Annotated in this window: 14 protein-coding genes; 7 read left to right on the top strand and 7 right to left on the bottom strand. The window is 54.1% G+C overall.

The features are described 5' to 3' along the window. The first annotated feature begins 108 nt into the window (after positions 1 to 108). Positions 109 to 855, top strand: a complete 747-nt coding sequence (locus tag ABID47_RS10050; RefSeq protein WP_354496337.1) for a MerR family transcriptional regulator — start codon at positions 109 to 111, stop codon at positions 853 to 855. Positions 856 to 1,034: 179 nt separating this feature from the next. On the opposite strand, the gene ABID47_RS10045 is transcribed toward ABID47_RS10050, so the two are convergent. Continuing rightward, positions 1,035 to 2,768 carry an Ig-like domain-containing protein gene (locus ABID47_RS10045; protein WP_354496335.1) on the bottom strand — a complete coding sequence of 578 codons (1,734 nt, stop codon included), beginning with the start codon at positions 2,766 to 2,768 and terminating at the stop codon, positions 1,035 to 1,037. 385 nt (positions 2,769 to 3,153) lie between these two features. On the opposite strand from ABID47_RS10045, the gene ABID47_RS10040 reads away from it, so the two are divergent. Both ABID47_RS10040 and ABID47_RS10035 read left to right on the top strand, forming a co-directional pair. After that, positions 3,154 to 3,897: an SDR family NAD(P)-dependent oxidoreductase gene (locus ABID47_RS10040; RefSeq protein ID WP_145024996.1), complete on the top strand. Its 744-nt coding sequence runs from the start codon at positions 3,154 to 3,156 to the stop codon at positions 3,895 to 3,897. 246 nt (positions 3,898 to 4,143) lie between these two features. Further along, positions 4,144 to 4,713 carry a TetR/AcrR family transcriptional regulator gene (locus tag ABID47_RS10035; RefSeq protein ID WP_145024998.1) on the top strand — a complete coding sequence of 190 codons (570 nt, stop codon included), beginning with the start codon at positions 4,144 to 4,146 and terminating at the stop codon, positions 4,711 to 4,713. Positions 4,714 to 4,716: 3 nt separating this feature from the next. On the opposite strand, the gene ABID47_RS10030 is transcribed toward ABID47_RS10035, so the two are convergent. Continuing rightward, on the bottom strand, positions 4,717 to 5,379 hold the full coding sequence (locus ABID47_RS10030) for an O-methyltransferase (RefSeq protein WP_145135780.1): 663 nt from the start codon (positions 5,377 to 5,379) through the stop codon (positions 4,717 to 4,719). Positions 5,380 to 5,525: 146 nt separating this feature from the next. On the opposite strand from ABID47_RS10030, the gene ABID47_RS10025 reads away from it, so the two are divergent. Beyond that, a complete protein-coding gene (locus ABID47_RS10025; RefSeq protein ID WP_354496332.1) occupies positions 5,526 to 6,416 on the top strand; it encodes a LysR family transcriptional regulator in 891 nt (296 codons plus the stop codon). 78 nt (positions 6,417 to 6,494) lie between these two features. Here the strand turns inward: ABID47_RS10025 and ABID47_RS10020 are convergent, their stop codons facing one another. Beyond that, on the bottom strand, positions 6,495 to 7,517 hold the full coding sequence (locus ABID47_RS10020; RefSeq protein ID WP_354496330.1) for a methyltransferase domain-containing protein: 1,023 nt from the start codon (positions 7,515 to 7,517) through the stop codon (positions 6,495 to 6,497). Between the two features lie 469 nt (positions 7,518 to 7,986). Then, the gene (locus ABID47_RS10015) at positions 7,987 to 8,454 is read right to left on the bottom strand and encodes a GNAT family N-acetyltransferase (RefSeq protein ID WP_354496328.1); all 468 of its coding nucleotides are present in this window, start codon (positions 8,452 to 8,454) and stop codon (positions 7,987 to 7,989) included. Between the two features lie 150 nt (positions 8,455 to 8,604). On the opposite strand from ABID47_RS10015, the gene ABID47_RS10010 reads away from it, so the two are divergent. After that, positions 8,605 to 8,943, top strand: coding sequence for a VOC family protein (locus tag ABID47_RS10010; RefSeq protein ID WP_089550074.1), 339 nt, complete (start codon positions 8,605 to 8,607; stop codon positions 8,941 to 8,943). A gap of 68 nt (positions 8,944 to 9,011) precedes the next feature. Here the strand turns inward: ABID47_RS10010 and ABID47_RS10005 are convergent, their stop codons facing one another. Continuing rightward, positions 9,012 to 10,232 carry an MFS transporter gene (locus tag ABID47_RS10005; RefSeq protein ID WP_354496326.1) on the bottom strand — a complete coding sequence of 407 codons (1,221 nt, stop codon included), beginning with the start codon at positions 10,230 to 10,232 and terminating at the stop codon, positions 9,012 to 9,014. 184 nt (positions 10,233 to 10,416) lie between these two features. Here ABID47_RS10005 and ABID47_RS10000 point away from each other — a divergent pair, with 184 nt between their 5' ends. Further along, positions 10,417 to 11,295, top strand: a complete 879-nt coding sequence (locus ABID47_RS10000; RefSeq protein WP_354496324.1) for a LysR family transcriptional regulator — start codon at positions 10,417 to 10,419, stop codon at positions 11,293 to 11,295. 58 nt (positions 11,296 to 11,353) lie between these two features. Here the strand turns inward: ABID47_RS10000 and ABID47_RS09995 are convergent, their stop codons facing one another. Both ABID47_RS09995 and csaA read right to left on the bottom strand, forming a co-directional pair. Then, positions 11,354 to 11,866: a DinB family protein gene (locus tag ABID47_RS09995; protein ID WP_354496322.1), complete on the bottom strand. Its 513-nt coding sequence runs from the start codon at positions 11,864 to 11,866 to the stop codon at positions 11,354 to 11,356. 30 nt (positions 11,867 to 11,896) lie between these two features. Further along, positions 11,897 to 12,226, bottom strand: coding sequence for a chaperone CsaA (gene csaA / locus ABID47_RS09990; RefSeq protein WP_076170310.1), 330 nt, complete (start codon positions 12,224 to 12,226; stop codon positions 11,897 to 11,899). Between the two features lie 279 nt (positions 12,227 to 12,505). On the opposite strand from csaA, the gene ABID47_RS09985 reads away from it, so the two are divergent. Then, positions 12,506 to 13,351, top strand: a complete 846-nt coding sequence (locus ABID47_RS09985) for an SDR family NAD(P)-dependent oxidoreductase (RefSeq protein WP_435530602.1) — start codon at positions 12,506 to 12,508, stop codon at positions 13,349 to 13,351. Positions 13,352 to 13,364: the final 13 nt, after the last annotated feature.

Here is a 13,364-nt window from a genome sequence, read left to right as displayed (position 1 = left end):
TGCAGCCTCCTCCAAGGGGAGAGTCAATGACTCATTTTTTCGGGTTCCCTGCTTGACTCTGACCTTAGGGGAGGCTATACACTAACCGCGAAAGGAGGAAATGACCAGGTGTACACCGTGAAAGAAGTATCGGAGCTGTCGAATGTCACCATCAAGACGCTCCACCACTACCACAAGATCGGCCTCCTGATACCGAGGGAGATTACCGAGGCGGGATATCGGTTATACGGCATGGAAGAACTGGAGCGTCTGCAGCACATTTTGTTCTATAAGGAGCTCGATTTTCCGCTGGAGCAAATCAAGCAGCTGCTGGAGGATCAGCCGGGCAGAGCCGAGATTTTGTCCGGTCAAAGGGAACTCCTCCTAGGCCGGATGAGCCGGCTCGAGCGGCTTGTCCATACGCTGGATGAGTCCATTCAACATACACGGGAGGGAAAAGCGATGAATACGAAGGATATGTTCCAAGGATTTCAGAGCGAAGAGGAATGGAAGGAAGCGTTGGCGGAGCAGAACCGCCATGTTCAGGAGAATTACGGATACGACATGCTGGAAGAAAATCGGGTGGATCCGGTCGAAATGAACGAGCAGGCCGCGGAGGCGGTGCGCTTTATGAACGGAATGGCGCAGGCGCTGAAGGATGGCGTCAAATACGACGACGGGCAGATCCGGCAGCTGATCGCATCGCATCTGGAGGCTTTGAAGAAGCATGGACATGACACCGGACCGGACGCATTTGCCGCGCAGGCGCGTTTTTTCCTGCAGGACGACTTTCACCGGAACATGCTGGAGTCCCAGCAAACCGGCCTGTCCTACTATCTGTGCACCGCAGCCGAGGCGTTTGCGCAGAACGCATAACAGGCGTATCGGAAGCCATCAAGATCCAGTACCATCAGGATCGAAGGACGCAAAAAGACGGATCAGCTGCAGCTGGTCCGTCTTTTTCCCTCTCTCCAGGGTTTATTCATGGGAGGGGGCGATTGGAGAATTCCCGCTTCCCCTTTTGGTGCCGCTGACGCCGGCCAATTGCGTTTTCTTTAACGCTCCGAGCCGGACGAGCGCATCACCTGCACGTCTGCCATGACATGGCTGCCTTTATAAAAAGCATAAATCGTCGTGTTCCCTGCCCGCTTCCCGACCAGATTTCCTTCCGCATCGATATCCGCGATATCAGGGTTCTCGCTGCGGAACTTCGCCTGCTTGGTTACGTCGGTTTCCTTGCCGGTCAAGTAATCCAGTACCGTCACACGGATATCGATCTGCGTGCCGGCAGCCAAAGAATACTCGTCCGAATCCAGTTGAAGCCGACCTTTGACCTTATCGAATTCGTCGCTGTCCTTAGGCAGCACCTGGACCTTGATCCTGGCGCTCAGCCCCTGGAATTCCGCAAGCAGATAGGTTTTCCCCCGCGAGACACCGATGACACGCCCGGAAGGGTCCGCCTCGGCAATGGACGCATCTTCGATGCTGTACACCGCCGCTGTGGACAGATCGCTGTGCGATCCATCCTCGTATACCGCCTCAAGCACGGAAGGAACGGTTTCCCCTTCTTTCAGCTTCAGTTCCTTTCCGGAAAAAGCAATGCTTGTCGGCTTGCGGTCATCCGCTGGCCCCTGCTCCTGAAAAGGGGCAACCTTAATGAGCTGGAACTTCGTCGTTTCCTCGCGCAGTACCGTGCCGGGAACGATGACGCCTCCGTCCGGACCGGCGGCACCGATGCCGTAGCGGGATAAAGCAGCCTCCTTGAACAAATGGCGGTTCAGAAGGTTGCCGTCCCTGTCCACGGTCAGTACATCGTACTGGATTTTCCGGTTCGAAGGACTTCCCGAATAGTGGCCCCCCAGCATAGCGTAGCCGTCGCCTAACGGAATCAAATGGTTAAACACCTCATAGTCCGAGCCCTCCGTCTTGAACGTCTTCTCCCACTGCGGCTCCCCGTTCAGATCCGTCTTCGTCAGAATCGTAATGCGCTGCTGGTCTACCACCCGCTGGCTGCCGATCAAATAACCGTCGTCACCTGCGGGGATGACCGCAAAAGCGCCCCGGTCCGTGTGGGGATCGCTGATCTGCTTAGACCAAACCTCCTGCCCATCCGCATTCAATTTGACGATCAGCAGCGCGTCCGGATCCCCTGCCTCGTATTCCGGAGTATTCACCGCGCCCACCGCGATCAATCCGCCGTCGACCGCCGGAATCAAATCGTCAAAATACTGGCTCTCCGCATAACGGTATTTGTTATACCACAGCTCCTGTCCCTGCCCATCGACCTTAAGCGCGTAAGCGGTCTCGTATCCCATCTTGGAGATGCCCTTGCCGCCGATAACGAAGCTTCCATCCTCCAGCTCCACCGCTGCCTTCGGCGTGCTGAAAATATAAGGATCATCCTGGGTCCGGTCCCACTTCAGACCGCCGTCGGCATCCAGTTTGGCCAGGTACATCTGGCTGTACGGCTCACCGGCCTGATTGGTGGATGTTCCGTACACGAGATACCCGCCGTCCCGGGTTTCAATCGCGGACAGCGCTTCATTGGTGCTCGAACCGCCATAGGCCAACCTTTGCTCCCATTTCACCTCTCCCTCCGGGCTGAGCTTCATGATATACGCTTGTTGCTCATAATCGTCCCACTCTCCGGCAGGCACGACTTCCGTATAGCTGCCCAAAGCCAGGTATCCGCCGTCCGAAGTGGGAAGAACACCTTCACCGGCAGACCAGCTGCCGTATTCCCGGGACCATTCGATATGCGTCTGGCTGTCGCTTTCCGCGCGGACCACCCCCGCCTTTCCCCCTGGCATCATAATCAACAATACCAACATTATGCTTGTAAATCGCAGTAAAAACCTGGACATATGCACACCCCTCACGTCTCGTCTGATTAAATTCCATAATATTTCAATCTGCTCTAATTATGGGTTCAAATCATCCAGGTGGGTATCCCCCTAATCTCTTAAATCCCTGTGTCGTATGAACGGTTTTCCATTCGCCGGTCAAGGTCCTCGGCAACCCTCTGGACCTAGTTCGATGGAATGAGCCCCCATATAGCGCCATTGCATTCGTCATGAAAGTGTGATAATAATTGTATGAACTATTTTACACGATGTAAACAAAATTCTCTGAAGCAGGATTCGTTTACACTTTATATTGGGGAGGCAATCTGGCATGAGATTACAAGGCAAAGTGGCGATCATCACCGGGGCAGCAAACGGAATGGGTGCGGCGGAAGCGAAATTGTTTGCCAAAGAAGGCGCAAAGGTCGTCGCAACCGACTTAAACGAGGCGAAGCTCAATGAAATCGTTGCCGAAATTACCGCAAACGGCGGCGAAGCAGTGGCGCTGAAGCAGAACGTAACCTCGGAAGAGGAATGGAAGGCGATCGTTGCAAGAACGGTTGAGCTCTACGGGAAAGTGGATGTATTGGTGAATAATGCGGGCGTCGCAAGTCCCAAAACGATGGCCGATATGGAGATGGATGAGTGGAACAAGGTCATGGACATCAATCTGAACGGCTGCGTGCTTGGCATGAAATACTGCATCCCTGAAATGAAAAAGGCCGGTGGCGGATCGGTTATTAATATTTCATCCATCGGCGGCATTGTGGGCATGGCAGGGTCTAGCCCTTATACGGCTGCCAAAGGGGCGCTGCGCGCGTTGTCCAAATCCGCTGCCGTCGAGTACGGCAAGGATCGGATCCGCGTCAACTCCGTCCATCCCGGCATCATCGTCACGCCGATGACTGCTCCTTCAATGGCATCCGCTATGCCTTATTATGAGGCGCACACCCAGCTTCCTTACATGGGCGAGCCGGAAGACGTTGCTTATGGCGTCGTATTCCTGGCCAGTGACGAGTCCAGATTTATGACGGGTGCGGAACTCGTCATTGATGGCGGCTGGACAGCGCTGTAATAACGGGAGCATTTTTATCTATCCCGTCTAATAACAGGGGCTGCTTCTCAAATGGTTCGAACCTTTGAGGCAGTCCCTTTTTTTCTCGGCTCTATTCGGTATCCTTTTATCGCAAGATAGATCATCGGCAGGTGACGTCCGGCTGCCTTGAATATACGTCGAATGACGTTTTTTATGCTAGTATAGAGTTACCAAAAGATAGGTGTGATGTGGGTGGAAAGAAAAGATCCAAGGCAAGTGCATTCGATGAAAAAAATACAACGGGCCTATTTGTCGCTGATGCTGAAGGAAAACGAAAAGAGCATCACCATTCAGCGCATCTGTCAGGAAGCTCATGTAACGAGGCCTACGTTTTATAAATTGTATAAAGATATCCTGGAATTGCGCGTCGACCTGCATAATGCGATTTTAAACGATTTAAGGCAGTCCTTGACCATTACCCATCCCAAAAGGATTGACGAGCTGCGTTCCGAAGACCTTCCGGAAAACATGGTCGCCCTGTTTGAGCATATCATTCAGAACCAGCTAGCCTATGAAGTGATGCTCGTGTATAAACCGGACGACTTATTTATTCAGGAAGTGAAAAACATCATCAGGCATTACGTAGAAGACGGCATTCGCGTATCCCAAACGTCCGAAGAGGGGCTCCGTATGGAGATGTCCTTCGTCATTGCCTACACAACGGGCGCTTATTTGGAAAGCATCGTCTGGTGGGTTCGCAGCAACTATAAATATTCCGCCGTCACCATGGCGTCCAAGCTGCTCGAAATCTCCTTCCACGGGCCATACAAAAACCCGATTTTATGGAATAAGTAACACTTACTTCACGATGCCAATCATAAACCCGTCGTACCCCTTGCTCCCTACCGTCTGCAGCGCCGTGGCCGAAATATTCGGATGCCCGCTGAGCATATCGTAGAACGTTCGGACACCCTGCACCCGCGGGTCAGTGCTGTGCCGATCGGCAATTTCCCCGTTGCGGATAACGTTGTCCCCGACAATGACCGTTCCCGGCCGGGAAAAATGCAGCGCCCAGCGGAGATAGTTCGGATTGTTCGGCTTATCCGCATCGATAAAAATGAGGTCAAACGGCTCCACCCCCTCTTTCTCCATTTGGGCCAGCTGTTCAAGCGCGTCCCCGGTGCGTACTTCGATCGTCTGTTCCAGCCCCGCCCGGGCGATGTTCTTCTTGGCGACTTCGGCATGATGCGGACTCAGCTCCAGTGTGATGATCCGCCCGCCTTCACTCAAGCCTCTAGCCATCCATATCGTGCTGTAGGCCCCCAGCGTCCCGATTTCCAGGATCCGTTTGGCCCCTTTGATCTGTACGAGCAGCTGCAAAAACTTCCCCTGATTCGCCGTTACATCGATTTCCGGGAGGTCCGCCTTCCGGTTCGCCACGATCACTTCGTCCAACACCCGGTCATTCGGGCAAAGCCGGTCGACAATATACTCATCTACTTGTTCCCATACAGGATTCATTCCCCGTCACTCCTTATCATTTGGTTTCATCTTTAGGATAGAAGCGCTTCTGGTTCTATTGTAGATCGTCTATAATGATATGAATAATATATCTTTAGCCGTTTTTCATACATTAAAGATATGAATGGATAAGGAGTTGATACATCTTGAACCTGCACGCCCTGCGCTTATTTCATGTGATTGCTTCCACCGGAAGCGTGACCCGGGCATCTGAGCTGCTGAAGATCAGCCAGCCTGCGATTACCGCCCAGATCAAGAAATTCGAGAAGGAGCTGTCCCTGATCCTGCTCGAACCGCAAGGAAGGGGCATCCGGCTGACCGATGCGGGGGACAAAATAGCTGCGCTCGCCAAGAGGCTATTCGCCGTCGAGCAGCAAATCGAGCAGCTGGCGCGGGATTACGGGCAGGGTACGGCCGGCCACATCCGCCTGGCGGCGACCTACCTGCCTGCGCACTTTCTCCTCCCGACCTGGCTGGCAAGGTTCAAGCAGCAGTATGAGCAGGTCGAGATGAGCATCACCACAACCAACTCCAGCGGGGCGCTCCGGCAGCTGCTGAGCGTTGAAGCCGACCTGGCCATCTATGGCGGGCTTCCGGAAGAATATCCGGACACGATTCAGACCGAGGAGCTGTTCCAGGACGAGCTGTGGTTCGTCGTCGCGCCGAATCATAAATTTGCGAACCGCCACCTGTCGCTTGCCGAAATGATGAGCGAGCCGTTTGTCATGCGCGAGGAAGGCAGCTCCACGCGGGAGCGGCTGTTCGCGCTATGCCGCACCTACAACGCCCCGGCCCCCAAGGTAGCGCTGCAGTTTAACGGTCTGCACGAGGCGATCACCGCCGTCATTGCCGGATATGGCGCGAACTTTGTCTCCTCGCTGGTCGTACGCGAATATGTGGCGCGGGGAGAGCTGTGCCGGGTCTATGTAGACGACGTCGGTTTAACGAACGTCATCGCCATCTGCACCCGCAAAGATGAGCCTCTGTCTCCGGCGGCCGCAAATCTGGTCAAGCTGATCCGCAGCAGCCCGGTGTAATGCGGCAAGCACTGTTGGCACGCTGCATTTCCGCTGCATCTTGCCTGAAATCCGGTTCAGCCGTGCGACAGGGCCGGATTAATCTTTTTGCAGCAAATAAATGGACGGATGCAGTCCCTTCAACCGGAGGTCGGCTACCGTGGCCAAACGGAGATCCGCTTTCTCGGCAGCCGCCAGCAGAGGACCCCCCGCATCGGTTAAACAGACGATCTGACCTCCCGATTTGAGCACACGCTTCATTTCTCTAAGCACTCCTTCATACAAAACGGGAATGCATGCTATAGACGAAATTTGCCTTCCAAAAGGAAGATTGGTCACCACTTTGCCGGCATATCCCGAATCCAGCGGCAGGCGCTGCGCATCCCATTCCTTAAGATGCACACCGGAAGTGTGTCCCACGTTGGCACGGGCAGCTGAGACGGCTTCCTCAGAAAGGTCTCCGCCATGAATGCCGGCGTGAGGATACGCACAGCGCTCGGACAGCACGGTTCCTGATCCGCAGCAGGGGTCAACGAAGATATCGTCCTTCTCCGGACGGGACACCCACACGAGCGCGTGGGCAACGGTCGGCCGCAGGGCGGCCGGCGTAAATTCCCGCATCTTTCCCCTATACCTGAACGCCGCATCCGTTATCCTGATGGCAAAGACAGCCTCTTCCTGAACCAGATCGAGCCGAAACTCGAGCTGATGCCCGCCGCTGTGATCTTGTCTAAAATGCCGATAGCGCCGCATGATTCCCAATTCCGCAGCCTCTGACGCATCAAACCTGCTGTAGGTATGGTTTCCCGCTCGGCTGGCATTGACCTTAAAGCTAATCTTTTCGGAAGAATCCGGTCGGATCATGGATAAATCCAAACGGGAGATTTCTTGTTCGATATGGTGTAAATGCAATTTATGAGGACCTACCGGGAACCGGTGGATGAAACGATACAGATTGTCGGCAGTCCGCAGCGTCAGAAAATACTCTACTGGCAAGTCAGAGTCAAAATAAACCTTTCCCCTGGCCTTGTCCCTAATACGTACCCCGGAAATTTTAGCCTGCATTTCATCGGCGAGAATTTCTTCCAGCCCAGGCAGTACAGTAAAAAAGTAGCGTGGCATACATCGATCACCTCGTCATTGATGGTAAGCATAGAATGAAGCCCGCAGAGCGTGGTTTTTGCTCCGGCGGCCGGTTAAATGTGTTTCGAACATCTGCCCCGGAAACAAAAAAACGCGAATGAACCAAAGTCCATTCGCGTCTTCTATGCAAAAAGGCACAGGCTGCCCCTAAGGCTGCCTGCATAAGAACGTGATTAAGGAATTCCGTTTCATGACCATTCACTGCATCCCCGGAAGCTGCATATCAAATATACCCAGCCCCTATCGGGCTTGGATACCTCATGCCTCCGGCGAGCTATTCAGTTTAGTTCACTGAAAGAATGGTCAAGAAAACGGTCATCATCATCGTTCCAGCCTCCATCAATTACGAAATTTTCCCTATTATATTACAGACCGCCGGCTGGGGCAAGAGATCTGCGCGCCAACAAGCCTATCCCCCTTGCGGCCCTCAAGAAATCAGGCTGATGAATCAGCCTTTTGCGACCGGCAGGCTCCATACCTCTTCTTCTCCGTATACCGCCCCGGTTGGCGAAAAGCCTGCCGACTCATACAGACGCTTGGCGATTCTGTTGTCCCCATGGACGGTCAGGCGGATTTCCCGGCAGCGGTCCCACCGGTTTACGATCCAACGGATCATCTCCGTCAAGGCGGCCCGGCCGTACCCTTGGCCCTGGTAGCGTTCATCAATCAAAAAGCCGTTGATCCAGTACATATCCTCCGTGTTCTCTTCACATGCGTGCATTATAAAACCGACCATTCGCGGCCCATCGTATATGGCGAAAGGGATATAGTCGACATTGTCCCCATCGGGTTTAACGTAGACTTTGGCCAGCGATACAGCAACCGGCGGGGTGAAGCCAACCTGTTCCTCCGCAACCCGAAGGGAAATGGCTTCCTCCCAATTTTCCCTTGTCACCTTTTGAAGCTGAATTTTCATACCGATGCCTCCTGCCAGGTGACGGGTTTTTATCGTGAACCCCACCTCTTTTAACCCCCATTATACCGAAACCTTATCACTTGCATAAAGGTCATATAATAAGGGGGTAAGCAAAGAAAGTCATCCCATTTTGAAAGGACGGCGGTAATGATGAAAATCAACCATTTGAATTTAACGGTGACCGATGTGGCGGCGTCACGGGCATTTCTGGAAACTTATTTCGGACTGGAGTGCCGGGCGGCCCGCGGCGACAACTTCGCGGTGCTCTTCGATGATGACGGGTTTGTGCTGACGCTGATGAAGGGCCGTGAGGTGCAGTACCCCAAAACGTTCCACGTCGGCTTTCCCCAGCAGACCGAGGAGCAGGTCGACCGCATCAACCAAAAGCTGCTGGAGGACGGATACGATGTCAAGCCTCCGCAGCATGCGCACGGGTATACGTTCTACGTCGAGGCACCGGGCGGGTTTACGGTCGAGGTCCTCTGCTAAAGCCTGCCCCCGTCCCGATCTATACTGCTAGCCGGCAGGCTGATGCTCCGTCATCGACGGCCCTTTCCTTACTCTGCCAAGGGAAGGGCTGTTTCCTTTTCCTTCGCCCGCTGCTTGTTTAGCACCTTCGCCGCCCCGGGCTTCGCAGCCAGCTGCTGAACCCCCGCCATGGCCAGCGTGACGGCCAGCAGCACCGGGATGAGCAGCGTATAGCTGTCGGCAGCGTCGTGGATCACGCCAAGCAGCATCGGTCCCATCGCGCCAATCACGTATCCCACCGATTGGGTCATGGCCGACCAGGCCGTCGCCTGCTGAGCATCGCCTACCGCTTCGATCGGCATCATCAGATTGACCGGGAACAGCACGCCGGGGCCGATGCCGATCAGAATCGCCGCCAGCCACGGCGTCACGGACATCCAGAGCATCAGGAAGCCGGCGGCCATCGACAGTGCGCCCAGCGCCAGCCAGAAGCGTCGGGAAGGCAGACGCCGGAGCAAGTGCGGAAACAGGAGGCCGACGGGGATCTGCGTCAGGGAGAACAGGACAAGCATGTTGGCCGCATAGGCTTTGGCGTATCCCATATGTTCCACGACCGGCGGCAGCCAAGCCGTGACAGAAAAGAACAGAACAGCGAGCAGGCCAAAGGACAGCGTGAGACCCCATGCTTTGGCGCTGTTCCAGGGAAGTCCGGCCGCCCTTGCCGAGCGCTCCGCACGGGCAGGCCGACGGGTATAACGGAGAACCGACCACCACCATACCGGCAGGGCGACGGCAGCGAGGATAGCCCAAACCGCCAGCGATTCCTGCCACGAATGGGCCCGGACCGATAAAGGCAGGGACAATCCCGATGCGAGCGCGGCTCCGACCGCCATGGAGACGGTATAGAGCGAAATCATGACGGGCACCTTGGCGGGAAAATGCTGCTTAATGAACCCGGACAGCAGCGGTCCTGCCGCAGCAATCCCGAGCCCGGCCAGGACGGTGGTCAGCAGCAGGTACGCCGACGATCCGGTGAACCATCTCAGCACCGTACCGGCGCCGATGACCGCAATCGACCAGCCGATGACGCGCTCCAGCCCGGCACGCTGGCCCAGTTTGACCGCAAAAGCCGGAAATATCCCCATGCACAGCACCGGAATGGACGTAAGCAGACTTGCCGACAACGCGCTCATGCCCAAATCCCGCTGGATGGCTTGCAGCATGGGCGAGATGGAATTCATTGCGGGCCGCAAATTTAAAGAGGCCAAAATGAAGGCGACAGCCATCATGAACAGTGAAGGTTTTCTCATTATTTCTCTCTCCCTCAGATCGATTTGATCACATCTTAATGGGAGATGGATCATTTATCAATTATATTGAAATTATAATAATAATTTGTTATACAAATGATAAACCCGTGTTTTCACGGCACTCTAGGGTTTACTGCCACTTCGGTGCGCCGCGATCTATCGTTCATGAACAGGAGGAATTAACATGGAACTGAGACAACTGGAGTATTTCGTGGCCGTTTGCGAGGAGCTGCATTTTACGAGGGCCGCAGATAAGCTCGGCATCTCCCAGCCGAATTTAAGCCTGCAGATTAAGGCATTGGAGGAGGAGGTCGGTATGCCTCTGTTTGACCGGATCGGCAAACGGATTGCGGTGACCGATGCGGGCTCGGTCCTGCTTAAGCAGGCAAGGGGAATTTTTCAAAATTTGCAGAACGCCAAGCTGGAGATCGGCGAGCTTCGCCATCATCAGGGCGGTACGCTCGGCGTCGGCGTGCTTCCTTCCGAGCTCGATTTCCGCCTGACCCCAATGTTCATCGATTTCCGCAACCGGTATCCGAACGTCCGGCTCAAGATCGTCTCAGCCGTCGATGTGGCAGGCCTCGTCCTTAGTACGGAAATCGATATCGGTATCTCGCTCAAGCCGCTTTACGACAACCGGCTGGTGGTCCGGTCCCTGCCCCGGGAGGAGTACGGCGTGGTGGTATCTGCCGAACACGAGCTGGCCGGCAGGGAGTCGGTCTCCCTGACTGAACTGAACGGCCTGCCGATCATTATGTATCCCAAGGGGTTCTGGGGAAGGGAGCTCGTCGAGCAATACTGCCGGAAGCACGGGTTTAACCTGGACATCGTCGTGGAAACGACGTCCAACCCTTCGCTCTTCCGCTTTGTCAGAGAAAACATGGGAGTTACCGTTCAAACGCCTACGCTCGTCGAAGCCATCGGCGATCCGAAGCTGCGGTTCCTCCCCATCCATGATGATCCGCCCTACAGGGAAATGAGCATCATTTACCGGGCGGATAAATATTTGGGCCATGCTGCGCAGGCTTTTATTCATCTTGCCGAGGAGCGCCTCAAATCATAGTGCGAGTTAGAGGCGTGCAGCATGGCCGGCAATCGGCCCAATTTTGACCCTTGGGAGTTTATATGTATCTTTCCTGGATCACATTATAATGGTGGATTTCATGTCCGGTCAGAATATACGCCCAAGCGGCGGCGGTGGATTCATAACCGTTCACGACACCTCTGCGGGTCCAGGCCTCGTCCGGAATGCTCCGCAGCAGCGTCAGCGTGGAGCGGCGAACGGCGGCGAAATCCTCGAGAAGCTCGGCGATGGAGAAACGGTCGAAGGCTGCGCCTTCCATCAGCACTTCCTCGTCATAGCCGGTCAAAGGCGTGGTGTCCCCCCTGGCGATGCGGAGCAGCCTGTAGCACATGATGCGCTCATTATCCGTAATATGGCCGAGCACCTCTTTCAAGCTCCATTTGCCTGGCGCATAGCGGTAATTCCCCTTTTCTTCCGTCAGTGCAGAATAAAACGCGGTCGTCCGGTTCAGAGACCCGTTCAGAATCTCCTCGAGGTTCCCCTCAGGTACGAGGGAGACATACTTGGCGAAACCTTCGTTGTAGTCTTCCTTCGTCGGGCGCAGAATCATCGGTATCCATCCTTTCGTTTTGTAAAATGTTCAAGCAATGGGCGTGCCGTTGCCGACAGGCACATCAGGGGCCAGCAGCACCACATCGCCCTCTTCCGGAACTCCGCCGAGAACGAGCACTTCCGATTCATATCCGGCAATCCGCCGCACGGGAAAATTAACGACGGCGGCCACCTGGCGGCCGACCAGCTGCTCCGGGGTATACCTTCTCGTAATCTGGGCCGAGGAACGTTTGACTCCAAGCTCCCCGAAATCAATGCTCAGCTTGATCGCCGGCTTGCGCGCCTCCGGAAAAGGCTCCGCCTTGACCACCGTTCCGATGCGGATGTCCAGCTTCATCAAATCTTCGATGGTTGCCACAACTTTTCCTCCTTCTTATGCCATGATTGTATCTCTCCATTATATCCCTGCCTGTCAATGGCACAAGCACTTTCACCAACCTAAAAAAAAGGCTGCACACCGCAGCCCAGATTCCCATAACGTATTTTATCGATATAGCCGCAACTAACAAATTAGCCATATGCCTAACTTTCAAGTGTGCCTTTTCATTGATTGCAAAAATCAATCGTTCATCCTCAAATACGACATTTAATGACGTATTACTTTAGTATGATGAAATAAATAACTGCGAAGGAGTAGATGAACTTGAAGAGACTCGCTGGGAAAATCGCTCTCGTAACCGGAGGAAGCCGGGGAGCAGGACGTGGGATTGCCGTTGAGCTTGGGAAAGCCGGAGCAGTAGTTTATGTATCCGGAAGAAGTTTACGAGGTACGACTACACACGGTTTTCCAGGCAGTATCGATGAAACTGTGGAGGAGATTCGAAGTCATGGCGGAGAGGCGTACGCATGTCGTTGCGATCATACCCGTGATGAGGATACACAAGCTTTGATCGAGAGAATCCGACAGGAACAAGGACGGCTTCATATCCTAGTGAATAACGTCTGGGGACTGCATGACTTGGAAGTGAATTTACAATCCAAACCATTCTGGGAATATCCGCTGAACATGTGGGATGCTATGTTTCAGAATGGAGTACGCCCACAAATAGCGACAAACCATTATGCGATCCCGCTTATGCAAGAAGCTGATTCTGGATTGATCGTACATACCACATTTCAGGATCAGGATAAGTATTTAGGAACTTTCTATTATGACCTCGCCAAGAATACCATTAACCGCTCAGTGCTCGGATTAGCTCAGGATCTCAAAAGCACTGAAATAACCGTGGTAGCGGTCTCCCCTGGCTGGATGAGAACAGAACTGGTATTAAGGAACTTCGGTACAGATGAAGCTCATTGGAAGGAGGTTGAGGCTTTGAAACACACGGAGTCGCCGTATTACGTAGGGCGAGCGGTGTCAGCCCTAGCTGGGGATGATGAAGTGAAACTGAAAAACGGACTGGTACTACAGGTTGGTGATCTTGCCCAGGAGTACGGATTCACCGATATTGATGGACGGTTCATCCCTCCCTTTTTAATATAATCAGTTAATCAGT

Origin of the sequence: Paenibacillus favisporus (assembly GCF_040545415.1) — a bacterium.
Taxonomy (GTDB): domain Bacteria; phylum Bacillota; class Bacilli; order Paenibacillales; family Paenibacillaceae; genus Paenibacillus_AQ; species Paenibacillus_AQ favisporus.
The sequence above is the reverse complement of the archived record's forward strand: the minus strand, read 5'-3'. Positions and strand labels throughout refer to the sequence as shown.

What these genes read in the sequence shown, in the direction of transcription:
- ABID47_RS09985 (WP_435530602.1), top strand. Translation starts at nt 12,506, where the DNA reads ATGAACTTGAAGAGACTCGCTGGGAAAATCGCTCTCGTAACCGGAGGA.
- ABID47_RS10030 (WP_145135780.1), bottom strand. Translation starts at nt 5,379, where the DNA reads ATGAATCCTGTATGGGAACAAGTAGATGAGTATATTGTCGACCGGCTT.
- ABID47_RS10035 (WP_145024998.1), top strand. Translation starts at nt 4,144, where the DNA reads ATGAAAAAAATACAACGGGCCTATTTGTCGCTGATGCTGAAGGAAAAC.
- ABID47_RS10040 (WP_145024996.1), top strand. Translation starts at nt 3,154, where the DNA reads ATGAGATTACAAGGCAAAGTGGCGATCATCACCGGGGCAGCAAACGGA.
- ABID47_RS10010 (WP_089550074.1), top strand. Translation starts at nt 8,605, where the DNA reads ATGAAAATCAACCATTTGAATTTAACGGTGACCGATGTGGCGGCGTCA.
- ABID47_RS10005 (WP_354496326.1), bottom strand. Translation starts at nt 10,232, where the DNA reads ATGAGAAAACCTTCACTGTTCATGATGGCTGTCGCCTTCATTTTGGCC.
- ABID47_RS09995 (WP_354496322.1), bottom strand. Translation starts at nt 11,866, where the DNA reads ATGATTCTGCGCCCGACGAAGGAAGACTACAACGAAGGTTTCGCCAAG.
- ABID47_RS10020 (WP_354496330.1), bottom strand. Translation starts at nt 7,517, where the DNA reads ATGCCACGCTACTTTTTTACTGTACTGCCTGGGCTGGAAGAAATTCTC.
- ABID47_RS10000 (WP_354496324.1), top strand. Translation starts at nt 10,417, where the DNA reads ATGGAACTGAGACAACTGGAGTATTTCGTGGCCGTTTGCGAGGAGCTG.
- ABID47_RS10015 (WP_354496328.1), bottom strand. Translation starts at nt 8,454, where the DNA reads ATGAAAATTCAGCTTCAAAAGGTGACAAGGGAAAATTGGGAGGAAGCC.